Source organism: Serratia sp. HMSC15F11 (assembly GCF_001808215.1).
GTDB classification, from domain to species: domain Bacteria; phylum Pseudomonadota; class Gammaproteobacteria; order Enterobacterales; family Enterobacteriaceae; genus Serratia; species Serratia nevei.
In genome coordinates, this window is record NZ_KV792476.1 from 40,537 (window position 1) to 59,351 (window position 18,815).

At 60.3% G+C, this 18,815-nt stretch carries 18 protein-coding genes; 4 read left to right on the forward strand and 14 right to left on the reverse strand.

Features of this window, described 5'->3' with window-relative positions; all coding sequences use genetic code 11:
* Positions 1-12 precede the first annotated feature (12 nt).
* Positions 13-1,581: a phosphodiester glycosidase family protein gene (locus tag HMPREF3138_RS16365; protein WP_080213328.1), complete on the reverse strand. Its 1,569-nt coding sequence runs from the start codon at positions 1,579-1,581 to the stop codon at positions 13-15.
* A 344-nt stretch (positions 1,582-1,925) separates the two neighbouring features.
* Positions 1,926-3,194: a cytosine deaminase gene (locus tag HMPREF3138_RS16370; RefSeq protein ID WP_038878123.1), complete on the reverse strand. Its 1,269-nt coding sequence runs from the start codon at positions 3,192-3,194 to the stop codon at positions 1,926-1,928.
* A gap of 303 nt (positions 3,195-3,497) precedes the next feature.
* On the opposite strand from HMPREF3138_RS16370, the gene nirB reads away from it, so the two are divergent.
* Genes nirB through cysG form a run of 4 tightly spaced genes read left to right on the forward strand, consistent with a single transcriptional unit; the run spans position 3,498 to position 8,641 of the window.
* On the forward strand, positions 3,498-6,047 hold the full coding sequence (gene nirB / locus HMPREF3138_RS16380; protein ID WP_038878127.1) for a nitrite reductase large subunit NirB: 2,550 nt from the start codon (positions 3,498-3,500) through the stop codon (positions 6,045-6,047).
* Positions 6,044-6,370: a nitrite reductase small subunit NirD gene (nirD, locus tag HMPREF3138_RS16385; protein ID WP_038878129.1), complete on the forward strand. Its 327-nt coding sequence runs from the start codon at positions 6,044-6,046 to the stop codon at positions 6,368-6,370. Before nirB ends, nirD begins: the two co-directional genes overlap by 4 nt.
* A 16-nt stretch (positions 6,371-6,386) precedes the next feature.
* Complete coding sequence (nirC, locus tag HMPREF3138_RS16390; RefSeq protein ID WP_038878131.1) at positions 6,387-7,187, forward strand: nitrite transporter NirC; 801 nt, start codon at positions 6,387-6,389, stop codon at positions 7,185-7,187.
* Between the two features lie 50 nt (positions 7,188-7,237).
* Entirely contained in the window at positions 7,238-8,641 is a 1,404-nt protein-coding gene (gene cysG, locus HMPREF3138_RS16395) for a siroheme synthase CysG (RefSeq protein ID WP_038878134.1), read from the forward strand.
* Positions 8,642-8,692: 51 nt separating this feature from the next.
* Here cysG and trpS read toward each other — a convergent pair whose 3' ends face one another.
* The 12 genes from trpS to pilM form a co-directional block, all read right to left on the reverse strand.
* Entirely contained in the window at positions 8,693-9,700 is a 1,008-nt protein-coding gene (gene trpS, locus HMPREF3138_RS16400) for a tryptophan--tRNA ligase (RefSeq protein WP_025304534.1), read from the reverse strand.
* 2 nt (positions 9,701-9,702) lie between these two features.
* On the reverse strand, positions 9,703-10,401 hold the full coding sequence (locus HMPREF3138_RS16405) for a phosphoglycolate phosphatase (protein ID WP_038878137.1): 699 nt from the start codon (positions 10,399-10,401) through the stop codon (positions 9,703-9,705).
* Positions 10,394-11,071: a ribulose-phosphate 3-epimerase gene (gene rpe / locus HMPREF3138_RS16410; protein ID WP_019456160.1), complete on the reverse strand. Its 678-nt coding sequence runs from the start codon at positions 11,069-11,071 to the stop codon at positions 10,394-10,396. The genes HMPREF3138_RS16405 and rpe overlap by 8 nt, the downstream gene beginning before the upstream one ends.
* A 50-nt stretch (positions 11,072-11,121) precedes the next feature.
* On the reverse strand, positions 11,122-11,934 hold the full coding sequence (gene dam, locus HMPREF3138_RS16415; protein ID WP_038878140.1) for an adenine-specific DNA-methyltransferase: 813 nt from the start codon (positions 11,932-11,934) through the stop codon (positions 11,122-11,124).
* A gap of 84 nt (positions 11,935-12,018) precedes the next feature.
* Positions 12,019-13,032 (reverse strand): SPOR domain-containing protein, encoded by a 1,014-nt coding sequence (locus HMPREF3138_RS16420; RefSeq protein ID WP_038878142.1) that lies wholly within the window; start codon positions 13,030-13,032, stop codon positions 12,019-12,021.
* A gap of 156 nt (positions 13,033-13,188) precedes the next feature.
* Positions 13,189-14,289 (reverse strand): 3-dehydroquinate synthase, encoded by a 1,101-nt coding sequence (gene aroB / locus HMPREF3138_RS16425; protein ID WP_038878145.1) that lies wholly within the window; start codon positions 14,287-14,289, stop codon positions 13,189-13,191.
* Between the two features lie 106 nt (positions 14,290-14,395).
* The gene (gene aroK / locus HMPREF3138_RS16430; RefSeq protein WP_004391482.1) at positions 14,396-14,917 is read right to left on the reverse strand and encodes a shikimate kinase AroK; all 522 of its coding nucleotides are present in this window, start codon (positions 14,915-14,917) and stop codon (positions 14,396-14,398) included.
* A 349-nt stretch (positions 14,918-15,266) separates the two neighbouring features.
* A complete protein-coding gene (gene hofQ / locus HMPREF3138_RS16435) occupies positions 15,267-16,511 on the reverse strand; it encodes a DNA uptake porin HofQ (protein ID WP_049193826.1) in 1,245 nt (414 codons plus the stop codon).
* Positions 16,508-16,870: a HofP DNA utilization family protein gene (locus HMPREF3138_RS16440; protein ID WP_038878149.1), complete on the reverse strand. Its 363-nt coding sequence runs from the start codon at positions 16,868-16,870 to the stop codon at positions 16,508-16,510. Before HMPREF3138_RS16440 ends, hofQ begins: the two co-directional genes overlap by 4 nt.
* Positions 16,863-17,357 carry a hypothetical protein gene (locus HMPREF3138_RS16445; RefSeq protein WP_038878151.1) on the reverse strand — a complete coding sequence of 165 codons (495 nt, stop codon included), beginning with the start codon at positions 17,355-17,357 and terminating at the stop codon, positions 16,863-16,865. The genes HMPREF3138_RS16440 and HMPREF3138_RS16445 overlap by 8 nt, the downstream gene beginning before the upstream one ends.
* Positions 17,350-17,889: a PilN domain-containing protein gene (locus tag HMPREF3138_RS16450; protein WP_038878152.1), complete on the reverse strand. Its 540-nt coding sequence runs from the start codon at positions 17,887-17,889 to the stop codon at positions 17,350-17,352. The genes HMPREF3138_RS16445 and HMPREF3138_RS16450 overlap by 8 nt, the downstream gene beginning before the upstream one ends.
* On the reverse strand, positions 17,889-18,722 hold the full coding sequence (gene pilM / locus HMPREF3138_RS16455; RefSeq protein WP_038878153.1) for a type IV pilus biogenesis protein PilM: 834 nt from the start codon (positions 18,720-18,722) through the stop codon (positions 17,889-17,891). The genes HMPREF3138_RS16450 and pilM overlap by 1 nt, the downstream gene beginning before the upstream one ends.
* Between the last annotated feature and the right edge of the window lie 93 nt (positions 18,723-18,815).

Below are 18,815 nucleotides of genomic sequence, written 5' to 3' on the forward strand. Positions count from 1 at the left end.
TTATATCACTGTTCAGGGCTGGTTCAGTTCGATTCCCAACCAGGAAGGCACCGGTCGGGCATTCCCGTCGGGTTGTTTTATCGGCGAGCACCAAGCGCCAGAGTTAGGGCAGCTGCTCTTGGGCGCTTCGCCACCGCCCCATTTTGCAATGCCGTTTTTGATAACCAATGCGGCGGAACCACCGCCGTCCAATTCTACCGCCATCTTGGCCTCCAATGCCCGGAACAACGCGGTCAGATCCCCGCGGTCAACGCCGTCACGGTAGGCACCGCCGTGAAAAATATAGAGGCGATCCTGCTTGTTATGGTAACCCAGGGCAATCCGGGTCGTTTGAGCCGGCCCGTTATCCGGCTGACCTTCTGAGCCGTCATCACGCCGTGGAATCAGCGAGGTTCCAGAAAAGGCCACAAACTGAGCCCTCATATTGCTTAGTCTATCGGCAAAACGCGTGGCTTCAGTACTAAACCGATCGGTGTTATTTACAATGTGCAACGGAATACCAGGCTGATTCATTTCCCAAAAAAGTGTGTCGACCGGCGCGGCTTTATTATGCTCATCGACGAAATGACGCAGCCCAGGGAAATAGTCACCGGTTACCAGCTCCGGCTGCGTTGCACCATCTTTAACATTGTCATAGTACATACCAAGCGGTGTTGCACAACCGTTACTTATCCAGGTACTGCCACGTCTTTGCGGCCTGATATCAAAATAGTTAACGTTCAGCACAATATCAGGAAAAGCCAACCTTCCCCATGCGCCAACAGGGTAATAAATTTCATTAGATTGTTTAACCCCATCGTCCGTTGACGCATTGTCATTCTTTTCGCACCGTAGCGATGTCCGCTTCTTCATGTCCAACAGCAATGACGGCACCAATTTACTCACATTGGGAATAACCAGCAGTGTCCCATTTTGGTTATTGGCATAGTACTCGTCAATGCCTGAGCGCATTGGTATCTGATGGTCTTTATCAAAAGTGTATACGAATGGCGCATCTTTGTTTTTTTCTATCGCATCCGTCAGCTCCATTAAAACATTAGCGCCATCGGGAGCAATATTTACGACTTTACTTAGACGAACATAGATATCATTACCGCTGCCTATTTTATCAGAATGTACGGTCGCGTTGAGAGTAAACGTATATTTCCCAGACCTTGGTGTTGGTATCACCCTGACGAATCGTTTATCCCTGCCAAATCCATATAACTGAAAGAGCTGCTGACTTTCTCGCCCTGTTTCGTCATGTTTTATGCCAACCAACAGGCTCAACTTATAAGGATCTTCCCAGTCGTACCAAAAACCCGTACTATAGTCTTGATACTTGTTCACCCATAGAATTAAAACCATTTTCCCATCGACATATTTTTCACACATCGTGAACATGGCATACCTATATTCATTAGCCGAATATTTCTCTGTGGCACGCTTATCACAATTGGGATCCTGAATGTTTATGTCATCAAAATCATTGGTCGGATCCGTAACGCTACCTTCGCCAGCAGGCGCCGCATAGCATGCCCCGCCAAAAACCAGGAAACTAAACAATGCTACGCGGCGTAAAATCATCATCAATCCTTGCATGTCAGACACCAATAAAGTTAATCACCAATCCCTGGAAATTAGATTACAACCCAATGAATATCCACAGAATCAAATAAAAACCCTCAAATCTTGACTAAAATCAATATCAGAAACCAATTATCCGACAAGAAGTGAAAATATAGGATAAAAATAACTAATGAGTCGCATTCCATGATAAAAAACACACTTGAAATTATTTCAAAGATTAATTATTAGATACTCCAGGTTATAAAGAAAATCATTAACTGGCCGAACAATAATGTACCTCGCGTTGCCGGAATTATCGCGAGAGGGCCGCCCACGACATATAATGTTCACCATCATGTCGCGGGCAAAGGAACCGGCTAACGCCGAAAATCCACCGTCTCATCCTGCTGCAGATGCAGCGTGGTTTCCGCCGGCCGCGTTTCGGCGATCACCGCCCCTTGGCGAATAGAATAACGCACCGGCGTCTGGCGGCGCACCGCGTCGAAGCCGCTTTCCGCCGGCAGGATCACCAGGTTGGCGCTGTTGCCGGCCGCCAGGCCGTAGTCGCTCAGGTTAAGGGTGCGCGCGCTGTGGTGGGTGATCAGCTTCAGCCCATCATCGATCTGTCCATAGCCCATCAGTTGGCACACGTGCAGCCCCATATGCAGCACCTGCAGCATGTTGGCGGTGCCGAGCGGGTACCAGGGATCGAACACGTCGTCATGGCCGAAGCAGACGTTGATCTCTGCCTCCAGCATCTCCTTCACCCGCGTCACGCCGCGCCGTTTCGGGTAGCTGTCAAAACGCCCCTGCAGGTGAATATTCACCAGCGGGTTGGCGACGAAGTTGATGCCGGACATTTTCAGCAGGCGGAACAGCCGCGAGGCGTAAGCGCCGTTGTAAGAGTGCATCGCCGTGGTGTGGCTGGCGGTGACTTTCGCCCCCATCTCCAGCTTCAGCGCCAGCGCCGCCACGGTCTCGACGAAGCGCGATTGCTCGTCGTCGATTTCATCGCAGTGCACGTCCACCAGTCGATCGTATTTTTGCGCCAGCGCGAACGCCTTATGCAGCGACTCCACGCCGTATTCGCGGGTGAATTCGAAGTGCGGAATGGCACCCACCACGTCGGCCCCCAGCCGCAGCGCCTCTTCAAGCAGCGCTTCGCCATTAGGATAGGAAAGGATCCCCTCCTGCGGGAAGGCGACGATCTGCAGCGTCACCCAGGGCGCCACCTCCTGCTTCACCTCCAGCATGGCACGCAGCGCGGTCTGCGTGGGATCGGAAACGTCGACGTGGGTGCGCACATACTGCACGCCGTTGGCGATCTGCCACTTGAGCGTTTGCCAGGCGCGCTGTTTGACGTCTTCATGGGTCAGCAACGCTTTACGTTCGGCCCAGCGCTCAATGCCCTCGAACAGCGTGCCGGACTGGTTCCAGGCCGGCTGACCGGCGGTTTGCGTGGTATCCAGGTGAATATGCGGTTCGACGAACGCCGGCAACGCCAGCCCGCCCTGCGCATCCAACACGTCGCTGCGCCACTCCTGCCCTTCCGGCTGCGGCACCAGATGCGCGATGCGCCCCTGTTCGATCGCCAGTTGCCACAACCCTTCATGCCCGCTTAAACGCAGGTTGTCGATAAACTTCAATGGACGTTTCGCCACCCTTCACCTCTGCCGTTGCGCTGGTTTTCTTCATCATACTGGCAGCGGATCGCGCTGACAAAGTCGCCGTTGCCTGCCTACCCCCTGCGTTTACTCCCTGTGGGGTAATTTGCATGCAAACTGACTCGCTTCAGCTAAAGGTGAATAAAATCCGCAACTTATCAAAAAACGTGAAAAATCATCCATATACCACGTTAGAGGTATATAAGGGTGTGATTGATTTGCATCAATAAATTGCCCATCGGGAGAGATAAGGTAAGCCTAGGAAACCAGAATTTTGAGGCAATAATGAGCAGAGTCAAACTTGCCGTCGTCGGCAATGGCATGGTCGGCCACCGGTTCATCGAAGATCTGTTGGATAAAGCAGACAAAGACCAGTTCGAAATCACCGTATTTTGCGAAGAGCCACGCATCGCTTACGATCGCGTGCACCTTTCCTCCTACTTCTCGCACCACACCGCCGAAGAGCTGTCGTTGGTGCGCGAAGGCTTTTACGAAAAACACGGCGTGAAGGTGCTGGTCGGCGAGCGCGCTATCACCATCAATCGCGACGAGAAGGTGATCCACTCCAACACCGGCCGCACCGTCTATTACGACAAGCTGATCATGGCCACCGGCTCCTATCCGTGGATCCCGCCGATTAAAGGCTCGGATAGCCAGGATTGCTTCGTTTACCGCACCATCGAAGACCTGAACGCCATCGAAGCCTGCGCGCGCCGCAGCAAACGCGGTGCGGTAGTCGGCGGCGGACTGTTGGGGCTGGAAGCCGCCGGCGCGCTGAAAAGCTTGGGGGTGGAAACGCACGTGATCGAGTTCGCTCCGGTGCTGATGGCCGAACAGCTCGACCCGATGGGCGGTGACCAGCTGCGCCGCAAGATCGAGCGCATGGGCGTCAAGGTACACACCGGCAAAAATACCCAGGAGATCGTCAACGGCGGCGGCACGGCGCGCAAAACCATGCATTTCGCCGACGGTAGCCTGCTGGAAGTGGATTTCATCGTGTTCTCCACCGGCATCCGCGCCCAGGACAAGCTGGCGCGTCAGTGCGGGCTGGAGATTGGCCGCCGCGGCGGCATCGCCATCAACGACAGCTGCCAGACGTCGGATCCGGACGTGTACGCCATCGGTGAGTGCGCCGCCTGGCGCGATCGCACCTTCGGCCTGGTGGCGCCGGGTTACAAAATGGCGCAGGTGGCCGTCGATCACCTGCTGGGCCGCGAAAACGGCTTCCAGGGCGCCGACATGAGCGCCAAGCTGAAGCTGCTGGGCGTGGACGTCGGCGGCATCGGCGATGCCCACGGCCGCACCGAGGGCGCCCGCAGCTACGTTTATCTGGATGAAAGCAAAGAAGTCTACAAACGCATCGTGGTCAGCGCCGACAACAAAACCCTGCTCGGCGCGGTGCTGGTGGGCGACACCAGCGATTATGGCAACCTGCTGCAGCTGGCGTTGAACGGCATCGAACTGCCGGAGAACCCGGACGGCCTGATCCTGCCGGCCCACGCGGGCAGCAAACCGGCCATCGGCGTGGATTCGCTGCCGGAAAGCGCGCAGATCTGCTCCTGCTTCGACGTCAGCAAAGGTGACATCATCCAGGCAGTCAACAAAGGCTGCCACACCGTAGCGGCGCTGAAGGCCGAAACCAAGGCCGGCACCGGCTGCGGCGGCTGCATCCCGCTGCTCACCCAAGTGCTGAACGCCGAGCTGAGCAAGCAAGGCATCGAGGTCAACCACCACCTGTGCGAACACTTCGCCTATTCGCGCCAGGAGCTGTTCCACCTGATCCGCGTCGAAGGCATCAAGTCGTTCGAGGCACTGCTGGCCAAATACGGCAAAGGCTACGGCTGCGAAGTGTGTAAACCCACCGTCGGCTCGCTGCTGGCCTCGTGCTGGAACGAATACATCCTCAAGCCGCAGCATACGCCGCTGCAGGATACCAACGACAACTTCCTCGGCAATATCCAGAAAGACGGCACCTACTCGGTGATCCCACGCTCCGCCGGCGGCGAAATCACCCCGGACGGCCTGCTGGCCATCGGCCAGATCGCCAAGGAATACAACCTCTATACCAAAATGACCGGCTCGCAGCGCATCGGCATGTTCGGCGCGCAGAAAGACGATCTGCCGGCCATCTGGCGCAAGCTGCTCGCCGCCGGTTTTGAAACCGGCCACGCTTACGCCAAGGCGCTGCGCATGGCGAAAACCTGCGTCGGCAGCACCTGGTGCCGCTATGGCGTCGGCGACAGCGTCGGCTTCGGCGTCACGCTGGAGCATCGCTACAAAGGCATCCGCACCCCGCACAAAATGAAGTTCGGCGTCTCGGGCTGCACCCGTGAATGCGCCGAAGCGCAGGGCAAGGACGTCGGCATCATCGCCACCGAGAACGGCTGGAACCTGTACGTCTGCGGCAACGGCGGCATGAAACCGCGCCACGCCGACCTGCTGGCCGCCGACCTCGATCGCGAGACACTGGTGCGCTATCTCGACCGCTTCATGATGTTCTATATCCGCACCGCCGATAAACTGCAGCGCACCTCGGTGTGGCTGGAAAGCCTGGAAGGCGGTATCGACTACCTGCGCAAGGTGATCATCGACGACAAGCTCGGCATCAACGACCAACTGGAAGCGGAGATCGCCCGCCTGCGCGACGCGGTGATTTGCGAGTGGAAAGAGACCGTCGAGCATCCGGAAACGCAGCTGCGCTTCGCCCACTTCATCAACAGCCCGCTGCGCGATCCGAATGTGCAGGTGGTGGCCGAACGCGACCAGCACCGCCCGGCGCGCCCGGACGAGCGCATTCCCGTCACCCTGATCGATACCGAGGAGAGCCACGCATGAGCCAGTGGATTACCGTTTGTCCCGTCGCCGACATTCTGCCCGGCACCGGCGTGTGCGCCCTGATCGGCGATCGGCAGGTGGCGGTGTTCCGCCCCTATGCCGACGAGCAGGTGTTCGCCATCAGCAATATCGACCCGTTCGCCCAGGCCAGCGTGCTGTCGCGCGGCCTCATCGCCGAGCATCAGGGCGAGCTGTGGGTCGCCAGCCCGCTGAAGAAACAGCATTTCCGCCTGTACGACGGCCACTGTCTGGAAGACGACAGCCGTTCCGTCGCCAGCTTCACCAGCCGGGTGGTCGACGGCATCGTGCAAGTCGCGGCATAACCTTTCGGGAGGCAACATGTTTACCGACACGATCAATAAATGCGCCGCCAACGCGGCGCGCATCGTCCGACTGGCGAAGGAGAGCCCGCTCGGCTTCTGGATCAGCTCGGCGATGGCCGGTGCCTACGTCGGCCTCGGCATCATCCTGATCTTCACCCTCGGCAACCTGGTCGACCCAAGCGTTCGGCCGCTGGTGATGGGCGCCACCTTCGGCATCGCGCTGACGCTGGTGATCATCGCCGGTTCCGAGCTGTTCACCGGCCATACGATGTTCCTGACGCTCGGCGTCAAGGCCGGCACCATCCGCCAAAGCCAGATGTGGGCGGTGCTGCCGCAAACCTGGCTCGGCAACCTGCTCGGCTCGGTGCTGGTGGCGCTGATGTATTACTACGGCGGCGGCAGCCTGCTGCCGGTGGATACCAGCCTGGTGCACAGCGCCGCGCTGGCGAAAACCACCGCGCTGGCCGAAGTCCTGTTCTTCAAGGGGGTGCTGTGCAACTGGCTGGTTTGCCTGGCGATTTGGATGGCGATCCGCGTTGAAGGCGCCGCCAAGTTCATCGCCATTTGGTGGTGCCTGCTGGCCTTTATCGCCTCGGGTTACGAACACTCCGTCGCCAACATGACGCTGTTCGCCCTCTCCTGGTTCGGCAACCACAGCGAGGCCTATACCCTCACCGGCATCGGCCACAACCTGCTGTGGGTGACGCTGGGCAATATCCTGTCCGGCTCGGTGCTGATGGGCCTGGGGTATTGGTACGCCACGCCGCGCGCCGAACGCCCGCAGGCGGCGAAAGCCGCCGCACGTCAGACCGCCTGAGTTTTCGGGGGCGCATTTCGCCCCCACACTGATTATCCCGAGGAGTGCCGATGGACTACCTGCCGATTTTCTGCCAACTGCAACATAAAGCCTGCCTGCTGGTCGGCGGCGGCGAGATCGCCGAACGCAAGGCGCGCCTGCTGCTGGACGCCGGCGCAGCGCTGACCGTCAACGCCGTGGGCTTCACCCCGCAGTTCCACCTGTGGGCGGAAGAAGGCCGGTTGACGCTGGCCGAAGGCGAATTCAGCCCGGCACTGCTGGCGGAAAAATGGCTGGTGATCGCCGCCACCGACCGGCTGGAGGTCAACGCACTGGTGTATCAGTGCGCCAACCAGCAGCGGGTGTTCTGCAACGTGGTGGACGATCCGAAACGCGCCAGCTTTATTATGCCGTCAATCATCGATCGTTCGCCGATCATGGTGGCGGTGTCCTCCGGCGGCAAAGCGCCGGTGCTGGCGCGGCTGCTGCGCGAGAAGCTGGAAGCGATGCTGCCGCAGCACCTCGGCAAGCTGGCCCAGCTGGGCGGCTCGCTGCGGCAGCGGGTAAAACAACGCTTCAGCAGCCTCGGCGCGCGCCGTCGCTTCTGGGAACGGTTATTCGCCCACGATCGGCTGGCGCAGTCGCTGGCCAACGACGACGCCACGCTGGCCGAACGCCAGCTCGAGCAGCTGTTCAGCGAACAGCCGGAAGATCGCGGTGAAGTGGTGCTGGTGGGCGCCGGGCCGGGCGATGCCGGCTTGCTGACGCTGAAAGGGCTGCAGCAGATCCAGCAGGCCGACGTGGTGGTTTACGACCGGCTGGTCTCCGAAGAGATCATGACGCTGGTGCGCCGCGACGCCGAACGCATCTTCGTCGGCAAACGCGCCGGCCACCACTGCGTGCCGCAAGAGCAAATCAACCAAATCCTGCTGCAGCAGGCGCAGCAAGGCAAACGCGTGGTGCGCCTGAAGGGGGGAGATCCCTTTATCTTCGGCCGCGGCGGCGAAGAGCTGGAGACGCTGGCGGACGCCAACGTGCCGTTCTCGGTGGTGCCGGGCATCACCGCCGCCTCCGGCTGTTCCGCCTACAGCGGTATCCCGCTTACCCACCGCGACCATGCGCAGAGCGTGCGCCTGGTGACCGGCCACGCCAAGGCCGACGGCGGATTGGACTGGGCGACGCTGGCCGCCGGGCAACAGACGCTGGTGTTCTATATGGGGCTGTCGCAGGCGGCGGAGATCCAGCGCCAGCTGATCGTGAATGGGTTGGCGGCCACCACGCCGGTGGCGCTGGTAGAAAACGGCACTTCCTGCCGCCAGCGGGTGATCGAAGGCGAGCTCGGCCAACTGGGCGCCCTGTCACTGCAGGCCGCCAGCCCCAGTCTGATCATCGTCGGCAGCGTGGTCAGCCTGCGCAGCAAACTCAACTGGTTCGCCAGCGAGGTACCGCCTGCCGGCCTGGCGCAAATGGCGTGATACCGACGTAAAAAAAGCGGCCCGTGGCCGCTTTTTTTATTTTCGCCGGCGTTACGCCTGCGGCGGTACGAAACCGACGGCCTGATAGACCTTCGCCAGGGTTTCCTGCGCGCGTGCGCGGGCCTTGGCGGCGCCGTCGCGCATCACCTGCTGCAGATAGGCTTCGTCGTTACGGAAGCGGTGATAGCGCTCCTGCAGCTCACCCAGCATGCCGGAGACGGCTTCCGCCACCGCGCCTTTCAGGTGGCCGTACATCTGGCCTTCGAACTCGGCTTCCAGCTGCGCGATGCTCTTGCCGGTCACGCCGGCGAGAATATCCAGCAGGTTAGAGACGCCCGCCTTGTTGACCACGTCGTAACGCACGACAGGCGGCTCTTCCGAGTCGGTCATTGCGCGCTTAATCTTCTTGGTCACCGCTTTCGGATCTTCCAGCAGGCCGATCACGTTGTTGCGGTTATCGTCCGACTTGGACATCTTCTTGGTCGGTTCCTGCAGCGACATCACGCGCGCGCCGGATTTAGGAATAAACGGCTCCGGCACTTTGAACACGTCGCCGTACAGCGCGTTGAAACGCTGGCCCACGTCGCGGCTCAGTTCCAGGTGCTGCTTCTGGTCTTCGCCCACCGGCACCTGGTTGGTTTGATACAGCAGGATATCCGCCGCCATCAGCACCGGATAGCTGAACAGCCCGGCGTTGATGTTCTCCGCGTAGCGCGCGGATTTGTCTTTGAACTGCGTCATGCGGCTCAGTTCGCCGAAATAGGTGTAGCAGTTCAGCACCCAGCTCAGCTGCGTGTGCTCAGGCACGTGCGACTGCACGAAGATGGTGCTTTTTTCCGGATCGATACCGCAGGCCAGGTACAGCGCCAGCGTATCCAGCGTGGCTTTGCGCAGTTTCTCGGCGTCCTGGCGCACGGTGATGGCATGCAGATCGACGATGCAGTAGATGCAGTCGTAGTCGTCCTGCATCTGCACCCACTGACGCAGCGCACCCATGTAGTTGCCGATGGTCAGTTCGCCGGACGGCTGCGCGCCGCTAAATACGATGGGCTTACTCATGTTTAAATTTCCTGATTCTCTAAAGATGACAGCCCAAGAGCGGGCAACAAATCGGCAAAGCGCTCCAACACCCGATCGGGGTGGCTCAGGGCTATCGATTCACCGTAGTTATAACCGTAGGTAAAGCCGACGCTTGGGCAACCGGCGCCCTGCGCGGCTTGAATATCGTTGCGTGAATCGCCGACGAACAGCAGTTCATGCGCGCGCAGCCCAAGCTTGCCGAGCACCAGATACAACGGCGCCGGGTGCGGTTTCTTTTCCGTCACGTCGTCGCCGCCGATCACCAGCGAGAAATAGTCGCCAATCCCCAACGATGCCAGCAGCGGCGCCACGAACGGCGTCGGCTTGTTGGTCACCAGCGCCATCGGGTAGCCGTGCGCGGCCAGCCGGGCCAGCGTCTCTTGCACCTGCGGGAACAGGCGGCTACCGCTGTCGACGGTCTGCGCATAGAAATGGTCGAAGCGTTCACGCAGCCGGCCGCACTGCTCCGGCGTGCCTTCCGCTTCCGCCCAGCGCAGCGCGCGCTGCACCAGCACGTCGGCGCCGTTGCCGATCCAGGTGCCAACCCGTTCTTCACCCGCTTGCGGCAGGCCCGCTTCTTCCAGCGCCATATCGATGGCGGCCGCCAGGCCCGGCGCGCTGTCGACCAGCGTGCCGTCCAGATCGAAGGCCAGTGCGCGGATAGCGCCGAAATCAGCCATGGGAAACCTTCGCCAGCTCACTGCGCATCTCGTCGATCACCTTGCGGTAGTCCGGCTGGCCAAAGATGGCGGAACCGGCGACGAACATATCGGCGCCCGCAGCGGCGATTTCGGCGATGTTATCCACCTTCACCCCACCGTCGACTTCCAGGCGGATATCGCGACCGCTGTCGTCGATCAGCTTGCGCACCTGGCGCAGCTTGTCCAGGGTACCGTGGATGAACGACTGGCCGCCGAAGCCCGGGTTAACCGACATCAGCAGGATCACGTCGATTTTATCCATCACGTAATCGAGATAGCTCAGCGGCGTGGCCGGGTTGAACACCAGACCGGCTTTGCAGCCGTGCTCTTTGATCAGCTGAATGGTGCGATCGACATGTTCGGAAGCTTCGGGGTGGAAAGAGATATAAGACGCGCCGGCCTTGGCGAAATCAGGCACGATGCGGTCCACCGGTTTGACCATCAGGTGCACGTCAATCGGCGCGGTAATGCCGTAGTTGCGCAGCGCTTCGCACACCATCGGACCGATGGTCAGATTGGGCACGTAGTGGTTGTCCATCACGTCGAAGTGCACCACGTCGCCGCCTGCGGCCAGCACGTTGGCGGTATCTTCACCTAACCGGGCAAAATCTGCCGACAGAATGGACGGGGCAATCAAAAACTTTTTCATCCGCTTCTCCAAACGTAGGGTCGAGTTGTTATGCGCCGGGGCACCCCGGCTTAGCGATACAGCGCCAAAAGCTCGTTCACTTTGCTGCGGCCGAGAATATTGCGGCTGATCGTGCGGCGCGCTTTCACCACATACAGCGCAGCATTCTGGTACCAGTCGCGCGTCAGCTCGGTATCGTGATTGGAGATCAATACCGGTACCCGGCTCTCTACCGAGAGCTGATGCGCCAATTGCGCCAGGCTCTGCTGATCGGCGATGCTGAAGCTGTTGGTATGGTAAGCGGTGAAATTCGCCGTCGCCGACAGCGGCGCATAAGGCGGATCGCAATACACCACGGCGCCGGCCACGGCCTTCGCCATGGTATCGCGGTAATGCTCGCAGACAAAAGTGGCATTGCGCGATTTTTCGGCAAACCAGTAGAGCTCTTCTTCCGGGAAGTACGGTTTCTTGTAGCGGCCGAACGGTACGTTGAACTCGCCGCGCAGGTTATAGCGGCACAGGCCGTTATAGCAGTGGCGGTTCAGGTACAGGAACAGCAGCGCCCGGCGGTAAGGCTCGGTGCTAGTATTGAACTCTTCTCGCAGCAGGTAAAACTGATCCGAGTTATTGAATTCATCGGCGAAAAGCGTGCGGGCATCGCGCACGAAGTCATCCGTGCGCAGCTTAACGATGTTATACAGGTTGATAAGATCGCTATTGATGTCGGCGAGAATGTAGGCGTCGTAATCCGTATTCAGGAAGACGGATCCCGCCCCCACGAAGGGCTCGATTAAGCAGTCTCCCGCCGGCAGATGGCGACGAATCTCGTCTACCAGCGGGTATTTTCCACCAGCCCATTTTAAAAAAGCGCGGTTTTTCTTCATGCCGTCAATTAGCTACTTATACAATTCAGAGCGGCGGATTGTACTCTGTTTCAGACAGCACATCAGCGCACAAATTTAAATGATTTATTTTTTAAGATCTTGCTGTACCTGATGTACAGGTCGGACCCATGGTTTTTTCGCCTGTACATCCGCCGGCAACGAAGCAATGGCGCGTTTCGCTTCCGCGGAAGACGCGTAGTTGCCGCTTACCAGCACATACCACGGTTTGCCGTCACGCTTGGTGGCGTACACGAGGTAGTTCTGCAGCTTCTGCTGTTTGGCGTAGGCGTTCAGCGTATCGGAACGCGAAGCGCTGCTCAGCTGCAGCGTGTAATGGCTGCCCGGTGCAGACTGCAGCGAACTGCCGCTGCTGCTGACCGCTCCCGCTTTCGCGGTGGAAGACGGCTTGGCCGGCGGCGTATACACCGTAGTCGGTGATTTATGCTGCGTCGCGGTCGGTTTGGTGGCGGCAGTTTTCGCCGGCGTTTTATGCTGTTGCTGCGCGGTACCTTGCACAGGGCGAGTCGCCTCGCGCGCTGCGGCGCCGCTCATCACCGTCGCCGGTGCGGTCGGCAGCGTCGAGGCTGCGCCGGTCATGCCCTGGGTCGCGGCATCCACTTGCCCCTGCTGCTGCGACAGCGCATCCGCCATGTTGCCCGGCAGATCGACGCGCTGCTGCGCACCGCCCTGCTGAGGCTGAGTTTGCGCTTCGGTCGGCGTGCCTGAGATCGGCGGAACGCTGACGTTCTGCGGTTGCTGCGGCTGAGTCGCACTCACGCCGTTGTTGTCGTGGGTATCCGTCGTGCCGCCCGGCACGCCGTTGTTGGCGGTGGTCAGCGACGAAGAACCGGACAGGTTGATATCGCGAGCCGCGCCGTTTTGTGCGCCGCTATCCTGAGCCGCCTCATGCTTGGTCGGCGCCTTCAAGGCGGAACCGATACCGATAATCAGGAGCAACAGCACCAAAATGCCGATGCCAATCATCAAATGCTGGCGCGAAACGGCGAAGCGCGGCGCGGCGGCCGGCTTGCGCGAACGCGTAGGACGACGATCGCTGCTATCAGGTCTGAGATCGTCTTCCGGTTTAAACTCGTCCATCTGAAACCCTCCAACTAGAGGCAAAAGCCCACCACCGTAGACCTACCGTGGCACGGGCACATTAACCCGATGATGGCAAAGCGACACCCGTCGTGCTCTGCTCACTGTATTAATATAGATGCAAATGGCGGCTAAGCCACTGTTACTTAGTCCGATTTAATTACGCTGCTGCTCAGGCAGGCAGGCGGCGATCGACGCCAACACCAGCTCATGCCCTACGCCGCCGCGCACTTCCGCCGCACCGATCGCGGTCGGCAGCACCAGACGCAGTTCACCCGCCAGCACTTTCTTGTCGCGCAGCATGTGCGGCAGATAGGACTCCGGCGTCATTTCCTGCGGCCCGCAAACCGGCAACCCGGCGCGCAGCAGCAGCGTTTTGATGCGTTCGATATCTTCAACGGAGAACTGGCCAAGACGGTGTGCGGTTTCCGCCGCCATCACCATGCCTGCAGCCACCGCTTCGCCGTGCAGCCATACGCCGTAGCCCATTTCGGCTTCGATGGCGTGGCCGTAAGTATGGCCCAGATTCAGCAAGGCGCGCAGGCCGCTTTCGCGTTCGTCGGCAGCCACGACCTCGGCCTTCAGCTCGCAGCAGCGGCGGATACAGTAGGCCAACGCCTGCATATCCAACGCCATCAGCGCATCGATGTTGTTTTCCAGCCAGACGAAGAACTCGCGATCGAGGATGATCCCGTATTTGATGACTTCAGCCAGGCCGGAAGAGAGTTCACGCGTCGGCAACGTTTTCAGGCAATCCAGATCAACCACCACCGAAGCGGGTTGATAGAAAGCGCCGATCATGTTTTTGCCGAGCGGGTGGTTGACGGCGGTCTTGCCGCCCACGGAAGAATCCACCTGCGACAACAGCGTGGTGGGAACCTGAATGAAACGCACGCCGCGTTGATAGCACGCGGCGGCAAAGCCGGTCAGATCGCCGACAACGCCGCCACCGAGCGCGATCAGCGTCGTGTCGCGCCCGTGCGGTTTTTCCAGCAGCGCCGAAAACACCTGATCCAACACCGCCAGAGATTTGTACTGCTCACCATCGGGAAGGATCACCTGATCCACCACGACGCCGCCCCGCTCCAGCACCTGCCGGACGCGCTCCAGATAGAGCGGCGCCAGGGTCTGGTTGGTGACCAACATCGCTTGCTCACCCGCCTTCAACGGCATAAAAGAAGCCGGATCGTTAAACAATCCGGCGGCGATGGTAATCGGGTAGCTGCGCTCCCCAAGCGTTACAGTAATTCTCTCCATGTCGCGCTCAGTTCTCTGTATGGTGCGGCGGTGGTTGATCCCCGCAGCGGCGGGGAACACAAATCAGTTTTCCGCATTGGCCGACGGCGAACGCGAAAATCGGCAATCAGTTGCTTTCCAGCATGTTGATGATCTGGTTAGCAACCACTTTAGCGCTCTGATCGTCGGTGCGGATGGTGACATCGGCAATCTCTTCATACAACGGATTGCGCTCTTTCGCCAAGGCTTCCAGCACTTCACGCGGCGGAGAATCGACCTGCAGCAGCGGGCGTTTTTTATCACGCTGGGTACGAGCCAGCTGCTTCTCGATCGTGGTTTCCAGATAGACCACCACGCCGCGCGCGGACAGACGGTTGCGCGTTTCGCGCGACTTCACCGAACCGCCGCCGGTCGCCAACACAATCCCTTGTTTTTCCGTCAGTTCATTAATGACTTTTTCTTCACGATCGCGGAAACCTTCTTCCCCTTCCACGTCGAATACCCAGCCCACGTCAGCTCCGGTACGTCGCTCAATTTCTTGATCGGAGTCGAAGAACTCCATATTGAGTTGCTGAGCTAACTGACGGCCAATAGTGCTTTTGCCGGCACCCATAGGCCCAACCAGAAAGATATTGCGTTTCTCTGCCATGTTTTTCGGTATTACTAAGACAATTCGTTAATGTTAACCCGCCCCGCCAATCAAATCAGCGGCGGGACCTAAACTGAAACCTCATGAGCGATAGTGCGAGATCAGACGAAAAATTATCTCAACACTCTTGGTAGTTTGGCAACCGAATAAATCGCAATCCACGCCGCGGGAGGGAAACCATATGTTTTTAACGGCGTCTTGACGCTAACAAAAAACCTCGGTGCTCAATTCGGTAACCCTTGTAAGCTAAATCGGCCGCAGCGTCAAACGCAGATCCCCCCAAGGAGATAAAAAAGTGTATCTGCTCATCAACTTTAGGAGATTTGCCGTCCGCCTGACAGGTAGCCGCTTATCCTTTAATCAGGGTCGGCGTAATGAAGATCACCAGCTCGCGTTTTTTCTGTTGTGCGCCGCTTTGTCGGAATAAGCCTCCCAATAACGGCGCGTCCGCCAATCCCGGCACCTTGTCCGCCGTCTTGCCGCTATGCCGTTGAAAAATACCGCCGAGCACCAGGGTTTCACCGTTTTTCACCGTGATCTGCGTTTTAATCTCCTGTTTATCGATGGTCAGCGCTTCCCCCGCACCTCGGCTGATGGCGCGCCCCGGCATATTTTGGCTGATGTGCAAGGTCAGCGTGATGCGCCCGTCCGGCAACACTTTCGGCGTCACCTCCATGCCCAGCACCGCCTCTTTGAACTCGATGGCGGTCGCACCGCTGGCGCCGCTTGACACTTCGTAAGGGATCTCGGTTCCCTGCTTGATGCTGGCGGTTTGCAGGTGCGCCGTCAGCAGGCGCGGGCTGGCGATGATCTCCACCTGATTCTCCTGTTCCAGCGCCGTCAGCTCGAGGCTCAGCAAACGCCCGCTGATGCGCGCCAGGTGGAAACCGACGTTCACCGCGCTGCGCTCCAGCGGCAGGTTGACGCCGAGATTACCCGGCCGCAGCGGCTGCGCCGGCCTGTCGTCAGGCGCCAATCCCCAACGCACGCCGAGTTCGCGCAGGCTTTCGCTGTTGATGGTCACGATATGCGCAGCCAGCTGAACCTGTGCCAGCGGCGCGTCCATTTCCGTTACCCGCTTTTTCAACTGCGCCAGGATCGGCGCGGTGTCGCGCAGCAGCAGCGTATTGGTGCGCTTATCCGCCAGCACGCTGCCCCGCTCGCTGAGCAAGGCGCCGCGTTGGGCATTGAGGCTTTCGGCAATCTCCGCCGCATCGCCGTTCTGTAACGTCAGGCTCAGGCTGTGCAGCGGTTGCCGCTGTGCCAGCGCCTCTCGCTGCTGCCTTTTTTCCTGCGCGTCCGGCTCCGGCGCAATCAGCATCACGTTACCCTCACGCGTCATCGCCAGTTTGCCCATGCGCAGGGTCAGCGCCAGCGCCTGAGGCCAGGGCACATTCTCCAGCCGTAGCGTCAGGTTGCCGCTTACGCCGGGCGCGGCGATCAGGTTCATCTGCCGATAATCCGCCAGCGCCTGCAGGATGACCGTGACCGGCGCATCCTGAAACTCCAGCGAAATAACCTGTTTATCCTGCGCCTGTGCGGCGCCGAGCGTCAGACACCACAGCGCCACGCCCAGTCCAGCGCGTCCCTTCATGGCTTACCATCCTTGTTGTCCATTATCAGCGAGATGTCGCCCTGGCTCGCCGGGCAATCCGGTTCGGCCGCCAGCGCCGTTAACGTCAGGCTGCGCGCCTGCACCTGCGTCACCTGCCAGCGCTCGGCCAGCACCCGCTGCTGCGGCCGCAGGCGCAACCATTGTCCCGCCGGCGTCACCACCCAGCCATAGCGCAACGTCGGTTGCCCGATGACGCCTTTCAGTCGCCAGCCCGCCGGCGATGCCGCCGTTTGGGCACAAGCAGGCAGCGGAGGCGGCGCAAACGGGTCGCGCGGCTCAGCGCTTAGGGCCCACGGCCATAGCAGCCACCACCACCCACGGCCGGGTCTTTTACTCATCGGGCTGATCCTCGGTGGCATCCTGCAAAACCAACCGCGCCGTCATGCCAAGGGGCGGCGTCTCCACGCTCAGCTGCTCGAGGCGTAAATCGGCGGGCAGCGCCTCCAGCAGCACCAGCAAGCCGGTGTAATCAATGCGCAAGCTCAGCGTTTGCCGCGGCGGTTTTTCCTGCCGCTGCCAGCGCAGCAAAGCGCCCCCCGCCCGTTGCAGCACGCTCGCCAAATCGCCGGTGGTGGTCGGCGCAAGCGCCGCCGCCGGGATAACGGTTTGCGGCGTCTCTTCCAACTGGCTCTGCACCATAGCGATCTGTTGCAGCAGTCGCTGTTGCCGCTCCGCCGCGTTTTCCCGCTGACGCCATTCGTCTTGCAGCAGCCAACCGCCGCCCAACAGCGCCAGCGTGCCGATGCCCACCCCTTGCGACAGCAGCAATAGCCAGCCCGGCAAGCTCAGCCAGAGGCGCAGCCCGGATGACAAACGGCTATCCATCACGCCCCCACTGCGCCGCCAGATGAAAGGAGTACAGGCCATCTTCGCGTTGTGCCACCTCAGCCAAATGCAGCCGTGGCAACGCAGGTATCCCCGCCAGCCGCCGTTCGAACTGCGTGATGGCCGCAGGAGAGCGGCTCAATCCACGCAGCCGTAGGCCGTTCGCCGCATTGCTGTCCAACGCCGTAAGCCACAGCGGCGGAGGAATGCTGGAGGACAATTGCTGCAGCAGCTGCAAATAACGCCGGTTATGTTGGGCGTTATTTGCCTGCCGTTCGGCGCGGGCACTGTGCATCGCTTGCTGCGCCCGCTCTTGTTGCTGCTGGCGGGCAAACGACGTCAATGCCGCCAGCTCCTCACCCAACATCGCCAGCCGCGCCTGCCGCTGCGCCTGTTGGTGACGCAGCTGGCCGGCGACCAGGAACAGTGCCAGCAGCAGCGCCATTACCTGCAACAACAGCACGCCCAGCCAGAAATAGGCGCGTCGCCGATCGCGGCGCTGGCGCCAGGGCAGAAAGTTGACCTGATACATCAACGATCCTCCTCGCGCAGCGCCAGACCACCGGCCAACGCGAACGCCGAGGGATGGACAGGCAACGGCGGACGCAGCTGCGTGAAGGCGCTGAGCGGCGACCAGGCAAGGCAACCGGCAGGCAGGGCTCCCACCAGCACGCTGCCGGCATAGACAGGCCGATCGTCGCCCGCCGGCGTCTGGGCTTGCAGCGCCCGCAGCGCCTGAGCACCATCGTCGCCCGGCACCAGACCAAAGGCGAAGGCGCCATCGGCCGGCGCCACCCACAGCCATTCTCGATCGAGGCGATGCATCAGCCCCGCGGCGGGCGGCACGCCCGCCGCCGTCGCCATAACCCGCAGCGCGCAGGGAGTGATATCGACCGCTTGCGGGTGCAGGCCAGCCTGACGCAAACAATGCAGCCACTGCTGCAGCTCCTGCCGCCGTGCGGCGGTCAACAGCAGCGTCGCCTCATCCGCCGGGGCTGCACGATAGTCGAGCGCCAGCGTCTGGCCGTCGAGCGGAAACTGCTTCAAACCGTGGCCGCCGATATAGTCGCTGCGTTCCGGCTCACGCAGCCGCGCGTCAGGCCGCGCCATACGCTGCTGCAACACGCGCTGCGCCGGCAGGGCAATGCGTAAGGAAATATGTCGCGGCAGCTTGACGCGCCATTGCCGCAGCGCCCGGATCAGGAATTCGGAAGGTTCCAGGCAGCCGTCGCGTAAAACTGCCTGCGGCAGCGCCTGCTGCCACCAGTGGCGCAACTGCCAGCCGTTGCGGCGGCGTTGGGCCGCCACCGCCCGCACGCAGTCGATTTGTATATCCAGCCCCACCTGCCATGCTTGAGGGAACATGTTTCGCAAGCCTCCATAACATCAGATGATAAAAGAACATATCCATGTCGCAGGCTTGCCTTTATACTACCGCGCGGTTGTTTATAAACTGCC